The sequence below is a fragment of the Nonomuraea sp. NPDC049695 genome, from assembly GCF_040674955.1.
In the GTDB taxonomy this organism is placed as follows: domain Bacteria; phylum Actinomycetota; class Actinomycetes; order Streptosporangiales; family Streptosporangiaceae; genus Nonomuraea; species Nonomuraea helvata.
Map to the genome: position 1 here is coordinate 39,391 of NZ_JBFANV010000009.1, position 13,044 is coordinate 52,434.

Here is a 13,044-nt window from a genome sequence, read left to right on the forward strand (position 1 = left end):
CCCCATTTCGCATGCCCGCCGAGCAAAGGGGGGCATGCGTGGAGTGGCATGGCAGGCGGGCCCTGGTGACGGGGGCCTCGGGGTTCATCGGCGCGCACCTGGTCAGGCGCCTGGCCGAGCTGGGCGCCGACGTGCACGGGGTGAGCCGCACAGGGAGCGGCCACGACCTGCGCGATCCGCGGGCCGTGGACGGGCTGTTCGCCGCCGTCCGCCCTGAGGTGGTCTTCCACCTGGCCAGTGAGGTGAACGGGGCCAGGGACGTGTCGGTCGTGGGGCCGACGCTGGAGGGCAACCTCAAGACCGCGGTCAACGTGCTGACGACCGCGGCGGGGTCGGGGTGCCGGGTGGTCCTGGCGGGGTCGAGCGAGGAGCCGCGGCCGGGCAACGGGCATTCGCCGCCGCCGTCGCCGTACGCGATGGCCAAGGCGGCGGCGACCGGGTACGCCGAGCTGTACCACCGGCTCTGGAACGTGCCTTACACGATCGTGCGCCCGACCATGGTGTACGGGCCGGGCCAGCGCGATACCGGCAAGCTGGTGCCGTACGTGACGCTGGCCCTGATCAAGGGCGAGCGGCCGCGGCTGACCAGCGGTTCCAAGCTCGTGGACTGGGTCTATGTCGATGACGTGGTCGAGGCGTTCGCGCTGGCCGGGCTGGACGAGCGGGCGGTCGGGCAGGCGTTCGACGTGGGCACGGGCACGAAGGTGTCCGTCCGGGAGGCGGTCGAGCTGCTCTACCGGATCGCCGGGGAGAAGTCGGCGCCGCCGTTCGGGACCGTTCCCGACCGGCCGCTCGACGTGCCGCAGACGGCCGACCTGGGGCCTGCCCGTGAGCTGATCGGCTGGCAGCCGCATACGACCCTGGAGGAGGGGCTGCGCCGCACCGTGGAGTGGTACCGGCGATGAGACCGGTGGAGGTGGGGCTGGCCGGCGCCGGGCTGTGGGCGGGGACCTTCCACGCGCCCATGCTGGCCCAAGGTCCGGAGACCCGGCTGGCCGGAGTGTGGGCCAGGCGGCCCGAGGCGGGCCGGGCACTGGCGAGCCGGTTCGGGGCGCCGTATTACGAGGACTACCGCGACCTGCTCGACAGGTGCGAGGCGGTGGCGTTCGCGGTGCCGCCGGACGCGCAGGCCGAGCTGGCGGCCGAGGCCGCGCGGGCCGGACGGGCGCTGCTGCTCGACAAGCCGCTCGCCCTCGACCTGGCCGCCGCCGAGGAGCTGGCCAGGATCGCGAGTGACGTGCCGACCCAGCTGGTCATGACCAACCGCTATCGGCCCGCCGTGCGCGAGTTCCTGCGGCAGGCCCGCGACTTCCCCGTGCTGGGGGCGCGGGCGAGCCAGCTCACCGGCGAGTTCCTCGAAGGCCCCTTTCTCGATCACCCGTGGCGCATGAAGCACGGCGTGCTGTTCAACACCGGGCCGCACGGGCTCGACCTGCTCGACGCGGCCGTCGGCCCGATCAAGGAGATCCGGGCGGCGGGCGACCCGCACGGCTTCCTCGCGCTCACGTGCCTGCACGAGAGCGGCGCGGTCAGCCAGCTCTCGCTGTGCGGCAAGGTGCCGGGCGTGGGCAAGCGCACGGTCTACGAGCTGTACGGCCCGCAGGGCGAGCTGGTGCTCGACTTCGCCCGGATCCCGGCCGACCACGAGCCGACCCGGGCGGCGCTGCGGGCGGAGTTCGCGGCGGCGGTCAGGACGGGCCGGTCGCACGCGATCGACGTGCGCAGAGGGATGCACCTTCAGCGGTTGTTGGACCAGGTCTGGCGGGACTTGTAACGGTCTAAGGGAAAGGCCGGATACACAAGAGCTGAGCCGGATGGGGGAATCGGTAATGACGCTGACGGGGTCGATCATCAACCTCACCGTTCACGGCATCGGTGACACCGATCGGCCCCTCGATCCGGGCGAGGACACGACCTGGGTCAGCGTGAAGCAGTTCGAGCAGGTGCTGGACGCGGTCGTGGACCGCCATGACGTGCGCATCACGTTCGACGACGGCAACGCCTCCGACGTGGAGATCGCCCTCCCCCGGCTGCTGGAGCGCGGGCTGCGGGGCGAGTTCTTCGTGCTGGCCGGGCTGATCGGCGAGCCGGGCCGGCTGGCCGCCGACGGGGTCAAGGAGCTGGCCGGATCGGGCATGCGGATCGGCTCGCACGGCTGGGGGCACCGCGACTGGCGGCGGCTCTCCCCGGAACAGGGCGATCAGGAGCTGTCGGCCGCGCACCGGTTGATCGGGGAGTTATGCGGCCATCCGGTGACGCGAGTGGCGATCCCGTTCGGCTCCTATGACCGGCACGTGCTCGGCAGGCTCCGCAGAGCGGGCGTGACCTGCGCGTACACCAGCGACGGCGGACGGGCCGCCCCGGGTCAGTGGCTCCAGGCCCGCAACAGCCTGCGCCACGACCTGGACGAGGGATGGATCCGCCGGGTGCTCGACGGCCGGCCCCCGCTGGCCCAGCGGGCCAGGAAGGCCGCGGCCCGACTCTACAAGCGGACGCGAGGCTGACCCGGATGCGTGTCGCGGTGGTGATCGTCACCTACAACAGCGCCGACGTGCTGGAGGGCTGCCTGCGCAGCCTCGCGGAGGGCGCGCGCGGCGTGGAGCTGGCCGCCGTCGTCGTGGCCGACAACGCCTCGGCCGACGACTGCGAGGTCGTCGCCAAACGGGTCGAGGACCTGCCGGTGAGCACGGTCCAGCTCGGCAGGAACGCCGGGTACGCGGCCGCGATCAACGCCGCCGTGGACACGCTGGACCTCGACGAGCTGGACGCCGTGTACGTCATCAACCCGGACTGCCGCCTGCTCCCCGGGTCGATCGAACCGCTGGCCAGGGCCCTGCGGGAGCCGCACAGAGGCATCGCGGTGCCGTACATGGTCAATCCGGACGGGTCGCTGCAGCCGTCGCTGCGCCGGATGCCCACGGTCGGCAGGGCTGTGGTGGAGGCGATCATCGGCGGGGACCTGGCCGGGCGGATGGGGCGGCTCGGCGAGCTGGTCACCAACCCCCGCGAGTACGAGCGCCCCGGCGCGTTCGCGTGGGCCACCGGGGCGGCGATGCTGATGTCCGTGCCCGCCATGCGGGAGATCGGGCCGTGGGACGAGTCGTTCTTCCTCTACAGCGAGGAGACCGAGTACTGCCTGCGGGCCGCCGACAAGGGCTGGCTCACCTGGTACGAGCCCGCGTCGGTCATCGAGCACATCGGCGGCGACTCGGGCACGAACCCGGCGCTGGCCGCGCTGCTGATCGTCAACAAGGTGACGCTGTTCCGCAGGCGGAGGGGGCGGCTGGCGGGGGCCGCGTACTACCTGGCCGTGCTGCTCGGCGAGGGCGCGCGGGCGCTGGCGGGCAGGAAGATCTCCAAGGCGTCGGTCGCCGCGCTGCTGCGGCCCTCGACCGTGATGACGGCCCCGTGAAGGCGTTCGACGAGCTCACCACCGAGGAGCTGGACGCCTGGCACCGGCTGCGGGCGATGAACCCGGCGCTGGACAGCCCGTACTTCCACCCGGGTTTCGCGGCGGCCGTCCACGAGTTCGCGAAGGTGCACGTGGCCGTCTCCAGGGACGGGCGCGGGGAGATCACCGCGCTCATGGCCTGCCACCGCGACGGCGCCCGGCTGCGGCCCGTGGGCTGGCCGGGAGCCGACTTCCAGGGGCCGATCCGCGCGCCGGGCACGCCGTTCCGCCCGGCGGAGCTGCTGGACGGCCTGGAGTTCGACCACCTGCTGGAGCAGGAGGAGTTCGAGCCGTGGGTGGTCACGCGCCGGGCCTCGCCGTACGTGGACGTGACCGGCGGGCTGGACGGCTATCTGGGCCGCGCGTCGCGGACGGGCAAGGAGAACATGGGGCAGGCCAGGCGGCGCGCCGCCAAGGCCGAGCGCACGCTGGGCCCTGTCCGCTTCGAGGCGGACACGGTCGATCCCGAGGCCCTGGAGCAGGTCGTACGACTCAAACGCGCCCAGTACGCCGCCACCGGCGCCAGGGACTACTTCGCCGAGCCCGGCAGGATCGAGCTGCTCACCAAGCTTCTGCACACCCGCGACCCCGACTTCGGCGGCGTGCTGTCCACCGTGCACGCGGGCCCGCACCTGCTGGCCGCCCACTTCGGCATGCGCTCCGGCGGCGTGCTGCACTGGTGGTTCCCGGTCTACGACCCCGCCCACTCCGGGCTGGCCCCCGGCTGGATCCTGCTGCGCGAGCTCGTACGGGCCGCCCCCGGGCTCGGCCTCACCCGCATCGACCTGGGCCGGGGCGACGACGAGTACAAGCGCCGGGCCAAGACCGGCGAGAGCGTCGTCTGCCAGGGGATGGTCACGCGCAGCCGGATGCGGCTGGCCGCACGCAGGGCGCGCGACTCGCTCGCCGCCCGGGCCAGGCGGTCGGAGCGCCTCAGAGCACTCGCACGCAAGATCAGGAACCTGTAACGCTCCAACAAGCTGTGGCGAACAAACTAGGGTGAGCCGGGTGGGGCACGACATATGCCCCGAGGCCCTGCTCCTGACGCGACGGGGGAGGGCCCGGACCGTGAGAATCAGTGTCTTCGGACTCGGTTACGTCGGTTGCGTGTCGGCCGCCTGCCTGGCCTCGATGGGGCACGAGGTCGTGGGCGTGGACGTCAACCAGACCAAGGTGGACCTCGTCGCCTCCGGCCGCGCGCCGGTGGTCGAGGAGCGCATCGGCGAGCTGACCGCCGAGATGGTCCGCAAGGGCGCGCTGCGGGCGACCACGGACGCCGCCGAGGCGGTGCGGGCGACGGACGTGTCGCTGGTCTGCGTGGGCACGCCGTCGGCCGGGAACGGCAGCTTATCCACCCGCTATTTAGAGCGGGTGGCCGAGGAGATAGGCGGCGCGCTCAGCGAGGGGCAGATCGTGGTGTTCCGGAGCACGATGCTGCCGGGCACCTGCGAGGGGCTGCTGATCCCGATCCTGGAGGCCGCGTCGGGGATGCGGGCGGGCCGGGACTTCGGGGTGGCGGTGAACCCGGAGTTCCTGCGCGAGGGCACCAGCGTCAGGGACTTCTTCGAGCCGCCCAAGACCGTGATCGGCGAGAGCGACCCGGCCGCCGGCGAGCTGGTGGCAGCCCTCTACGAGGGCCTGCCCGGCGAGGTGTTCCACGTGCCGATCGCGGTGGCCGAGATGACGAAATATGCGGACAACGCGTTCCATGGGCTGAAGATCAGCTTCGCGAACGAGCTGGGCGCGGTCTGCCAGGCGCTGGGGATCGACTCGCACGAGGTCATGGACGTGTTCCTGGCCGACCGCAAGCTCAACGTCAGCCCGGCCTATCTGCGCCCGGGGTTCGCGTTCGGCGGCTCGTGCCTGCCCAAGGACCTGCGCGGCCTGGTCTACGCCGCGCGCAGGGCCGACGTCTCCGTGCCGCTGCTCTCCCACGTCCTGCCCGCCAACGAGGCGCATCTGCAGCGCGCGTTCGAGCTGGTCGTGGCCGCCGACAGCCGCAAGGTCGGGCTGTTCGGCCTGTCGTTCAAGCCAGGCACCGACGACCTGCGCGAGAGCCCCCTGGTCGAGCTGGCGGAACGGCTCCTCGGCAAGGGGTACGACCTGCGCATCTACGACGAGAACGTGACCCTGTCGCGCCTGATGGGCGCCAACCGGGACTACATCGAGCAGCGCCTCCCCCACCTGGGCGACCTGCTGACCACCTCGATCGACGACGTGCTCGAGCACGCCGACGTGTGCGTGATCGGCTCTCGGGAGCCGGCGGTGCTGGACGCCGTCGCCCGCGCGGGCACCCGTACGATCATCGACCTCGTCCGCCTCCCCGACGCCGCCGAGCGCCGGACGACCCCTGGATACGTGGGCCTTGCCTGGTAAACGAGCACTCATCCTCGTCGAGAACCTCTCCGTGCCCATGGACCGCCGGGTGTGGCAGGAGAGCGTCACGCTGCGGGACGCGGGCTGGGAGGTGCACGTCATCTGCCCGCAGGGGGCCAAGCAGGACACGGAGCCGTACGCGCTGATCGACGGCATCGCGATCCACCGCTACCCGCTCAAGGCGGCGACCGGCGGGCCGCTGGGCTATCTCAAGGAGTACGGCTCGGCGCTCTGGCACACGTTCCGGCTGGCCAGGAAGGTGGGACCGGTCCACGTGGTGCACGGGTGCAACCCGCCGGACCTGTTCTTCCTGGTGGCGCGGCGGCTGGCCAGGCGCGGCACGCGGTTCGTGTTCGACCAGCACGACCTGGTGCCCGAGCTGTACCTGTCGCGGTTCGGGCGGGGCAAGGACCTGCTCTACCGCGCGGTGTGCCGGCTGGAGCGGCTCACGTACCAGGCGGCACACGTGGTGATCGCGACCAACGAGAGCTACCGGCAGACCGCGCTGACCAGGGGCGGCAAGCGGCCCGAAGACGTCTTCGTGGTGCGCAGCGCACCCGCCGTCGAGCGGTTCCACCAGGTGCCGCCGGACGGGTCGGCCAAGCGCGGCAAGCCGTACCTGCTGTGCTACCTGGGCGTCATGGGGCCGCAGGACGGCGTGGACTACGCGCTGCGGGCGCTGGCCAAGCTGGAGCGGCAGGACTGGCACGCGGTGTTCGTCGGGGGCGGCGACACGTTCGACGCGATGGTGGCGCTGTCGAAGGAGCTCGGGCTGGGTGACCGGGTGGAGTTCACCGGGCGGATCCCCGACGAGGACCTGATGCGTTATCTGTCCACGGCCGACGTGTGCCTGTCGCCCGACCCCCTCAACCCGCTGAACGACGTCTCCACCATGAACAAGGTCATGGAGTACATGGCCATGGCCAAGCCGATCGTCTCCTTCGAGCTGCGCGAGGCGCGGGTGTCGGCGGGCGAGGCGGCCGTGTACGCGCCGGCCAACGACGAGGCCGAGTTCGCGAAGCTGATCTCGTACCTGCTGGACCATCCGGAGGAACGGCGCAGGATGGGCGAGATCGGCCAGGCGCGCGTCCAGGGTCCTCTGTCCTGGAACGAATCCCGCAAAGCCCTCATAGCCGCCTACTCGAAAGTGATCGCATGAGTGCATACAAGTGGCTGCGGCGCAACGTCGGCCAGCTCCTGTACGAGCGCAGATACGGCGTGCGCACGGCCGAGCGCGTCGACCTGGCCGACATGGGGCTCGAAGGCGAGGATCGCGTCTACTACGCCGCGCTCAACTGGCGGGCGCTGCGCAAGGCGCTGCCCAAGAGCGAGGTGGGCGAGCGGGACGTGTTCGTGGACTTCGGCTCGGGCATGGGCCGGGTGATCGTGCAGGCGTCCCAGTACCCCTTCAAGCGGGTGATCGGGGTCGAGCTGTCCGAGGAGCTCACCGGCATCGCCAAGGAGAACGTCAGGAACATGCGGGTGCGCCGGAAGTGCGGCGAGATCGAGCTGATCGCCTCGGACGTGCTCGACTACGCCATCCCCGACGACGTGACCGTGGCGTTCTTCAACAACCCGTTCCGCGGCAAGATCTTCAGCGAGGTCATCGACCGGCTGGTCGCCTCGGTGGACCGGGCTCCGCGACCGGTGCGGATGATCTACGGGAACCCGCTGGAGGAGCCGTACCTGATGAGCACGGGACGCTTCCGCCACCTGCGGACGATCAACCTCAAGCCGGATCCGCTCGGCCCGCCGTTCGGGACGATCAGGACCTACGACCTGCTGCCGAGGTGATCAATCACGGGTGGTCCCCCACCGGACCCGGCCGGGGCGCCGGAGCGTGGTCAGCGCCCGGTCGAGCACCAGCACGGCCAGGTAGCAGAGCGCGTCCAGCGGGCTCACCTCGCGGCCGCGTACGAGCGTGCCCACGGAGGACAGCCGGAGGCCGGTCAGGGTCACCGGGCGGCCGAGCGCGGCCAACTGCCTGTTGCCCAGCCGTACGCGGACCCGGCGGCGCAGGTAGGCGCGGACGGTCCTGGCCGGGCGCACGATCGACGTGGCCTCCGGCACCGCGACCCGCTCGCCGTCCGCGAAGCTCGCGTGCACCCAGCCGTCGTCGGACAGCACGTCGTCGGGCACCGGGAAGGCCCTGGCATGCCCCTCCTCGCCGAGCACGTAGACGCCCGCCCCCGCCAGCACGCGGCTGGGCCCGACCATGCGGTCGTGCACCTTGTGCACGCGCCTGGCGGCCCACCCGGCGCCCGCCAGGTCCAGCACGGGCACCGGCGCGCAGCCCAACACCCCCGGACGCCCGCAGGCGGCCACCAGCGCCCGCGCGGACGCCGTGCTGAGCTCGACGTCCGCGTCGAGGTAGAGGCGGGGGAACGTACGGCAGGCCGCGTCGCCCAGCCTGAGCGCGTGCGCCTTGCCCCCGACCGGCGTCTCGATCACCCGCACGCCCGCCGCGCGGGCCACCGCGGCGGTCGCGTCGGCGCAGGCGTTGGCCACCACGACGACGTCGAACTCATCCGGCCGCGAATCCCCCAGCAGGGCCGCCAGTCCCGCCCCGATGACCGCTTCCTCGTTGTGCGCGGGGATGACGACGCTCGCGACGGGCTCCATCGGCCGGCCCCTTTCGAAAGGATGCTTCCATGCAAGTAGAGCGGACCCCGCTCGACGGGGTGCTGCTGTTCAGACCGTCGCCCCACCGCGACGACCGCGGCCTGTTCACCAGGACGTTCGACACCCGCGTGGCGGCCGAGCACGGCATCGACCCGGCCGCGTTCGTCCAGGACAGCCAGTCGCGCTCGCGTCAGGGCACCGTGCGCGGCATGCACGGCAGGTCCGGGCGGGGCGAGGCCAAGCTGGTGCGCTGCGCCCGCGGCGCCGTGCACGACGTGCTGGTGGACATCCGTCCCGGCTCCCCCACGTTCGGCGAGCAGTTCTCGGTACGGCTGGACGACCGGGACTTCCTCACCCTGTACGTGCCGGCCGGATTCCTGCACGGCTTCCAGGCGCTGACCGACGAGGCCGACACCTGCTACCGGATCGACAGGGAGCACGATCCGTCGGAAGATCTGGCAGTGCGCTACGACGACCCCGACCTCAAGATCGACTGGCCGCTGCCCGTCACGGCGATCAGCCCGCGCGATCTCGACGCGGGCTCGTGGGCGCGGCTGCTCGAGCGTCTGGCCTAGGGGAGGTCGGTCCATGCGAAGGCTCCTCATGGCCGGGGTGGTGCTGCTCACGGCGGCGTGCGGCGCGAGCGGCACGGCGCCCAGGCCCACCGTGACGGTCACGGTGACCGCCTCGGGCGCTCCGTCGGCCAGTGCGACGACGGCCCCGCCGCCGCCCCAGCTCCCGTCACGCCCGGTCGTGGCCCCTGACGGCCGGCGCTGCCCTGACCACCCCACACCTGCCTGCACGGGCCTCCCGCCCGGCACCACGCTACGCACGCTGGAGGCCAACGACGGCCCGGCGCACCGGGTGACCAAGGCGAACACCGTGCTCGACGGCGTGCACGTCACCGGCGACCTGCTCATCGCCGCCGACAACGTCAAGATCGTCAACAGCCAGATCGACGGCGGCATCCAGGCCGAGTTCGACGGCCGCGACTACACCTACAGCATCGCCGACAGCACGGTGGGGCCGACCGGCCAGTGCCTGACCGCGCCCGCCATCGGCGTCGCCAACTACACGGTCGAGCGGGTGCTGATCCGCGGGCACGCCGACGGGTTCCGCGACTCGGGGGACAACATCTCGATCAAGGACTCGTACGCCAAGCTCTGCTCCGACGGCACCAAGAACTACTCCGACGGCGTCCAGACCTTCAACGCGGGCAAGAGCTTCACGCTCGACCACACCACGCTCGACATGCGCGGCGTCGCCAACTACAACTCGCCGATCTTCTTCAACGACCGGCCGGACGGCACGCGGGACGTCACGGTGACCAACAACCTGGTGATGGGCGGCAACTACACGGTCCAGCTGCACAACATCCACGGCAGCCTGGTCGTCAAGAACAACCTGGTGGTGGACAAGACGTGGGAGTTCGCTCCCATGTCGGGCGACTGCCTGGACACCATCCAGTTCGAGGACAACCACATCGTCACCATCGACCAGGATTACCGGGTCACCTCCATCGTCCGGCCGCTCACCTGCAACGGCAAGTGATCGGGGCGCCGCTCGGCCTCCGCCATCCGGAGCAGCGCCCCGGTGGCCCCGATCAGCAGGAACGCCAGGCCGGTGACGATCGCGAACGACAGCAGGTCGAACGTGGCCGCGCCGAGCACCGGGGCCACCAGGCAGGCCGCCAGCGTGAGCCCCAGCTCCCTGACGCCCGGGTCCGCGCTGAGGTAGCGGGCCCGTAGCGCGCAGACGAACGCGCAGACGAACATGCCGAGGAAGATCGCCACGCCGATGATCCCCGTGTCGATCGCGCCCTGGATGTACTGGTTGTCGAAGACCTGGTACTTGGGGTAGTACCAGGTGCCCATGCCGCGCCCCAGCCACAGGTGCTTGGAGATCTCCTGCCCCGCGAAGGCGTAGTCGTGGGTGCGGTAGCCGATGCTGCTGTCGTTGAAGAAGTTGTCGAACAGGCCGAAGATCGTGCCGAGCAGCCCCGGGGAGATCACCTTCATCACGACGAGGAAACCGGCCAGGACCACGAGGGCCTGGATCCGCCGCCGCGCCGGCCAGCCGAGCATCAGCACGATCCCGACCCCGACCAGGCCCAGGATGGCCGACCTCGACACCGAGAACATCAGCCCCATGCCGATCGCGGCCGTGCACAGCCACCAGCGCAGCGCGGGCCTGCCCAGCTCGCGCGCGCGGAAGCTGTAGTGGACGGCGAGCGGCAGGATCATGGCGCAGACCACGCCGAACTCGATCGGGTGCGCCGCCGTCGCCGCCACCCTGCGCATCGCGTTCCTGTCGAAGACGAACTTGTCCTCGATCACGAACCGCAGCCCGGGGATCTGCATGTACTGCGTCAGGTCGAGGTTGAGCAGGAACTGGAACGCGCCCACCAGCGACATGAGCGCGCCGGCCACCACGATGGCCTTGAGCGCGAAGTCCAGCCGCTCGCGCAGCCGGATGCCGTCGCACACCGCCAGCGCGAGTCCGGCGTTGGCCAGCACCAGCACGATCGCGTGGTCGGCCAGGTTGAGCTCGTCGGTCGGCAGGTAGCCGTAGGTGCCGTAGCCGTACGAGGCGGCGGCCGAGGCCACGTACAGGAAGAGCGCGTACCTGACGGGGTTGCGGCCCTTGGCGGCGCCCAGCGTCCTGGTGAGCTGCGAGCAGAGCCACAGGAGGGCGGCGACGAGCGCGAGCACGTTGGCGACGGACAGCGCCAGCGGGAGCCCGCGGATGATCATGCGGGCCGGGATGAGCATGAGCGTCACCACGAACAGGCAGACCAGCGTGGCCGCGTCCGCCGGGCGCGGCATCCCCGGCAGCGGCCGGGGGTCCAGTCCGGTGGTCACGTGTGCTTGCCGTTCACGTGGGCGTCGGCGGCGACGAGGACCCGCTGGTCCACCTGGACGGACGGGCGGAACGCCGTGGCCGTCTGTCTGCGGCGCCTGCGCGCGTCGGCGAAGCTGTCGAACGCGTACGTGGCGAACAGGCTCGTCATGAGACCCAGCGCGAGCGCCACCACGGCGGCCCGCAGCTTCCGCCCCGGCTCGGGCTCCGGCGGGGCCGGCGCGACCACCTGGGTCAGCGTCATGAACGTGGCCGGCGGCGCGTTCACCGCCTGCTGGCCCTTGAGCAGCTCGACCTTGGCCCGGGCCGCCACCTTGCGGACGATGTCCCGCGCCGCATCGGGCGAGCTCGCCTCGCTCTCGATGAACACGAACGGCCCGGAGGCCAGCGCCTCGGCGTTCGTGCTGCCGTTGTGCACCTTGTACGTGACCGGCCCGTTCGGCACGATGCCGAGCTCGGCGGCCGTGTCGGCGGTCGTGAGCCGGGCCGTCAGTATCGAGGCCGTCATCGTGAGCCCGCGGTCGAAGTTGAGCAGCGGGTTCACGGGCGCGTTCGTGGTGCCCGGATGCACCGGCAGGCTCGCGCCCGTACGGGGGGTGGTGAGCACCATGGCCGCGTTGGAGGTCCACAGGGTCGGCACCGTCGAGTAGACGCCCACGGCCACCCCCACGGCCAGCAGGAACGCCGGCACGGAGACGTACCAACGACGGAACAGAACCAGGACCGTGAGCCAGAAGTCCATGCGCCCTCCCCCTCAGGCCGCGAACACGGGCCCCGGCGTGACACACAAGTATCGTTCCAATGGCGCACATGTGTTACGTAACGACTCGCCTGTCCTATGGCGATATGACTTCCGTGACCCAGTTGGCAGTGGTGACACCGAGCTTCGGCCCCGACGCCGAGCTCTTCGCCGACCTGCACGCGTCCGTGCTCGAGCACACCACGGACGACACCGTGCACCACGTGATCGTGCCGCCGCGCGACAAGGGGCTGTTCGCGCGCTACGCGGGCGCCCGCTGCCGGATATGGACCGAGCCAGAGCTGCTGCCCCGCCGGTACGCCCGCGTGCCCCGGTCGGGCCTGTGGGTCAACACCATGCGCCCGTGGCCGCCCATCCGCGGCTGGGTGATCCAGCAGGCGCTAAAGCTCTCCGCCACGGCCAGGATCGAGGCCGACGCGGTGCTGATCGCCGACTCCGACATCGTGCTGGTCAGGCCGGTGGACGTGGCCGCGTTCCGTACGGACGGGCGGCTCAGCCTGCACCGGGCCGAGTACGCCGTGCACGCGGGCATGACCAGGCACGTCCGCTGGCACCAGGTGGCCCGCGACCTGCTCGGCCTGCCCGACGCGCCACCGCCGCCGCTGCACGACTACGTCAGCTCGCTGACGTTCTGGGACCCGCGGGTGGTGCGGGACATGCGGACCAGGATCCAGCAGACCACCGGCCGCCACTGGCTCGACGCGTTCACCTCGCGGCTGCACGTCTCCGAGTTCATCCTGTACGGCGTGTACGTCGACGAGGTGCACTCCCTCGCCGACCCGCCCCCGGCCAACACCGCGATCTGCCACAACTACTGGGACAGGACGCCGCTCGACCACGACGGCGCCCTGGCCTTCGCCGACCGGCTCAACCCGGAGGCCATCGGCATGATGATCTCCGCCAAGTCCGGCACGCCGCTGCCCGTCAGGCAGGCAGCGGTGCGCCGGTGCGCCGAGGTGGTCTCGGGGCGCTGACC

The 13,044-nt window shown here is 71.4% G+C and carries 14 protein-coding genes; 11 read left to right on the top strand and 3 right to left on the bottom strand.

All coding sequences use genetic code 11. The annotated features are described in order from the left end of the window. The first annotated feature begins 38 nt into the window (after nucleotides 1-38). The 8 genes from AB0J64_RS10860 to AB0J64_RS10895 all read left to right on the top strand — a co-directional run bounded on the left by AB0J64_RS10860 (nucleotide 39) and on the right by AB0J64_RS10895 (nucleotide 7,621). Nucleotides 39-905 carry an NAD-dependent epimerase/dehydratase family protein gene (locus AB0J64_RS10860; RefSeq protein ID WP_364023959.1) on the top strand — a complete coding sequence of 289 codons (867 nt, stop codon included), beginning with the start codon at nucleotides 39-41 and terminating at the stop codon, nucleotides 903-905. Further along, nucleotides 902-1,774 (top strand): Gfo/Idh/MocA family oxidoreductase, encoded by an 873-nt coding sequence (locus tag AB0J64_RS10865; RefSeq protein ID WP_364023962.1) that lies wholly within the window; start codon nucleotides 902-904, stop codon nucleotides 1,772-1,774. Before AB0J64_RS10860 ends, AB0J64_RS10865 begins: the two co-directional genes overlap by 4 nt. Before the next feature lie 55 nt (nucleotides 1,775-1,829). Continuing rightward, nucleotides 1,830-2,504: a polysaccharide deacetylase family protein gene (locus AB0J64_RS10870; protein WP_364023964.1), complete on the top strand. Its 675-nt coding sequence runs from the start codon at nucleotides 1,830-1,832 to the stop codon at nucleotides 2,502-2,504. A 5-nt stretch (nucleotides 2,505-2,509) separates the two neighbouring features. After that, nucleotides 2,510-3,412, top strand: coding sequence for a glycosyltransferase family 2 protein (locus AB0J64_RS10875; protein ID WP_364023967.1), 903 nt, complete (start codon nucleotides 2,510-2,512; stop codon nucleotides 3,410-3,412). Continuing rightward, the gene (locus tag AB0J64_RS10880) at nucleotides 3,409-4,419 is read left to right on the top strand and encodes a GNAT family N-acetyltransferase (RefSeq protein ID WP_364023970.1); all 1,011 of its coding nucleotides are present in this window, start codon (nucleotides 3,409-3,411) and stop codon (nucleotides 4,417-4,419) included. Before AB0J64_RS10875 ends, AB0J64_RS10880 begins: the two co-directional genes overlap by 4 nt. 100 nt (nucleotides 4,420-4,519) lie before the next feature. Further along, nucleotides 4,520-5,827, top strand: coding sequence for a nucleotide sugar dehydrogenase (locus AB0J64_RS10885; RefSeq protein WP_364023973.1), 1,308 nt, complete (start codon nucleotides 4,520-4,522; stop codon nucleotides 5,825-5,827). Further along, nucleotides 5,817-6,986, top strand: coding sequence for a glycosyltransferase family 4 protein (locus AB0J64_RS10890; protein ID WP_364023977.1), 1,170 nt, complete (start codon nucleotides 5,817-5,819; stop codon nucleotides 6,984-6,986). The genes AB0J64_RS10885 and AB0J64_RS10890 overlap by 11 nt, the downstream gene beginning before the upstream one ends. Beyond that, a complete protein-coding gene (locus tag AB0J64_RS10895; protein ID WP_364023980.1) occupies nucleotides 6,983-7,621 on the top strand; it encodes a methyltransferase domain-containing protein in 639 nt (212 codons plus the stop codon). Before AB0J64_RS10890 ends, AB0J64_RS10895 begins: the two co-directional genes overlap by 4 nt. Here AB0J64_RS10895 and AB0J64_RS10900 read toward each other — a convergent pair whose 3' ends face one another. Next, entirely contained in the window at nucleotides 7,622-8,449 is an 828-nt protein-coding gene (locus AB0J64_RS10900; protein WP_364023982.1) for a glycosyltransferase, read from the bottom strand. It abuts the gene before it with no gap. Between the two features lie 29 nt (nucleotides 8,450-8,478). Between AB0J64_RS10900 and AB0J64_RS10905 the strand changes: the two genes are divergently transcribed. Both AB0J64_RS10905 and AB0J64_RS10910 read left to right on the top strand, forming a co-directional pair. Further along, a complete protein-coding gene (locus AB0J64_RS10905) occupies nucleotides 8,479-9,024 on the top strand; it encodes a dTDP-4-dehydrorhamnose 3,5-epimerase family protein (protein ID WP_364023985.1) in 546 nt (181 codons plus the stop codon). Nucleotides 9,025-9,037: 13 nt separating this feature from the next. Next, nucleotides 9,038-10,000 (top strand): hypothetical protein, encoded by a 963-nt coding sequence (locus AB0J64_RS10910; RefSeq protein WP_364023988.1) that lies wholly within the window; start codon nucleotides 9,038-9,040, stop codon nucleotides 9,998-10,000. Here AB0J64_RS10910 and AB0J64_RS10915 read toward each other — a convergent pair. Continuing rightward, complete coding sequence (locus AB0J64_RS10915; protein WP_364023991.1) at nucleotides 9,952-11,310, bottom strand: O-antigen ligase family protein; 1,359 nt, start codon at nucleotides 11,308-11,310, stop codon at nucleotides 9,952-9,954. The two genes, AB0J64_RS10910 and AB0J64_RS10915, sit on opposite strands and share 49 nt — an antisense overlap. Next, a complete protein-coding gene (locus AB0J64_RS10920; RefSeq protein ID WP_364023994.1) occupies nucleotides 11,307-12,050 on the bottom strand; it encodes a hypothetical protein in 744 nt (247 codons plus the stop codon). Before AB0J64_RS10920 ends, AB0J64_RS10915 begins: the two co-directional genes overlap by 4 nt. A gap of 104 nt (nucleotides 12,051-12,154) precedes the next feature. Here AB0J64_RS10920 and AB0J64_RS10925 point away from each other — a divergent pair, with 104 nt between their 5' ends. Next, on the top strand, nucleotides 12,155-13,042 hold the full coding sequence (locus AB0J64_RS10925; protein ID WP_364023997.1) for a DUF6492 family protein: 888 nt from the start codon (nucleotides 12,155-12,157) through the stop codon (nucleotides 13,040-13,042). Nucleotides 13,043-13,044 lie beyond the last annotated feature (2 nt).

What these genes read in the sequence shown, in the direction of transcription:
- AB0J64_RS10910 (WP_364023988.1), top strand. Translation starts at nt 9,038, where the DNA reads ATGCGAAGGCTCCTCATGGCCGGGGTGGTGCTGCTCACGGCGGCGTGC.
- AB0J64_RS10865 (WP_364023962.1), top strand. Translation starts at nt 902, where the DNA reads ATGAGACCGGTGGAGGTGGGGCTGGCCGGCGCCGGGCTGTGGGCGGGG.
- AB0J64_RS10905 (WP_364023985.1), top strand. Translation starts at nt 8,479, where the DNA reads ATGCAAGTAGAGCGGACCCCGCTCGACGGGGTGCTGCTGTTCAGACCG.
- AB0J64_RS10920 (WP_364023994.1), bottom strand. Translation starts at nt 12,050, where the DNA reads ATGGACTTCTGGCTCACGGTCCTGGTTCTGTTCCGTCGTTGGTACGTC.
- AB0J64_RS10895 (WP_364023980.1), top strand. Translation starts at nt 6,983, where the DNA reads ATGAGTGCATACAAGTGGCTGCGGCGCAACGTCGGCCAGCTCCTGTAC.
- AB0J64_RS10870 (WP_364023964.1), top strand. Translation starts at nt 1,830, where the DNA reads ATGACGCTGACGGGGTCGATCATCAACCTCACCGTTCACGGCATCGGT.
- AB0J64_RS10900 (WP_364023982.1), bottom strand. Translation starts at nt 8,449, where the DNA reads ATGGAGCCCGTCGCGAGCGTCGTCATCCCCGCGCACAACGAGGAAGCG.
- AB0J64_RS10875 (WP_364023967.1), top strand. Translation starts at nt 2,510, where the DNA reads ATGCGTGTCGCGGTGGTGATCGTCACCTACAACAGCGCCGACGTGCTG.
- AB0J64_RS10925 (WP_364023997.1), top strand. Translation starts at nt 12,155, where the DNA reads ATGACTTCCGTGACCCAGTTGGCAGTGGTGACACCGAGCTTCGGCCCC.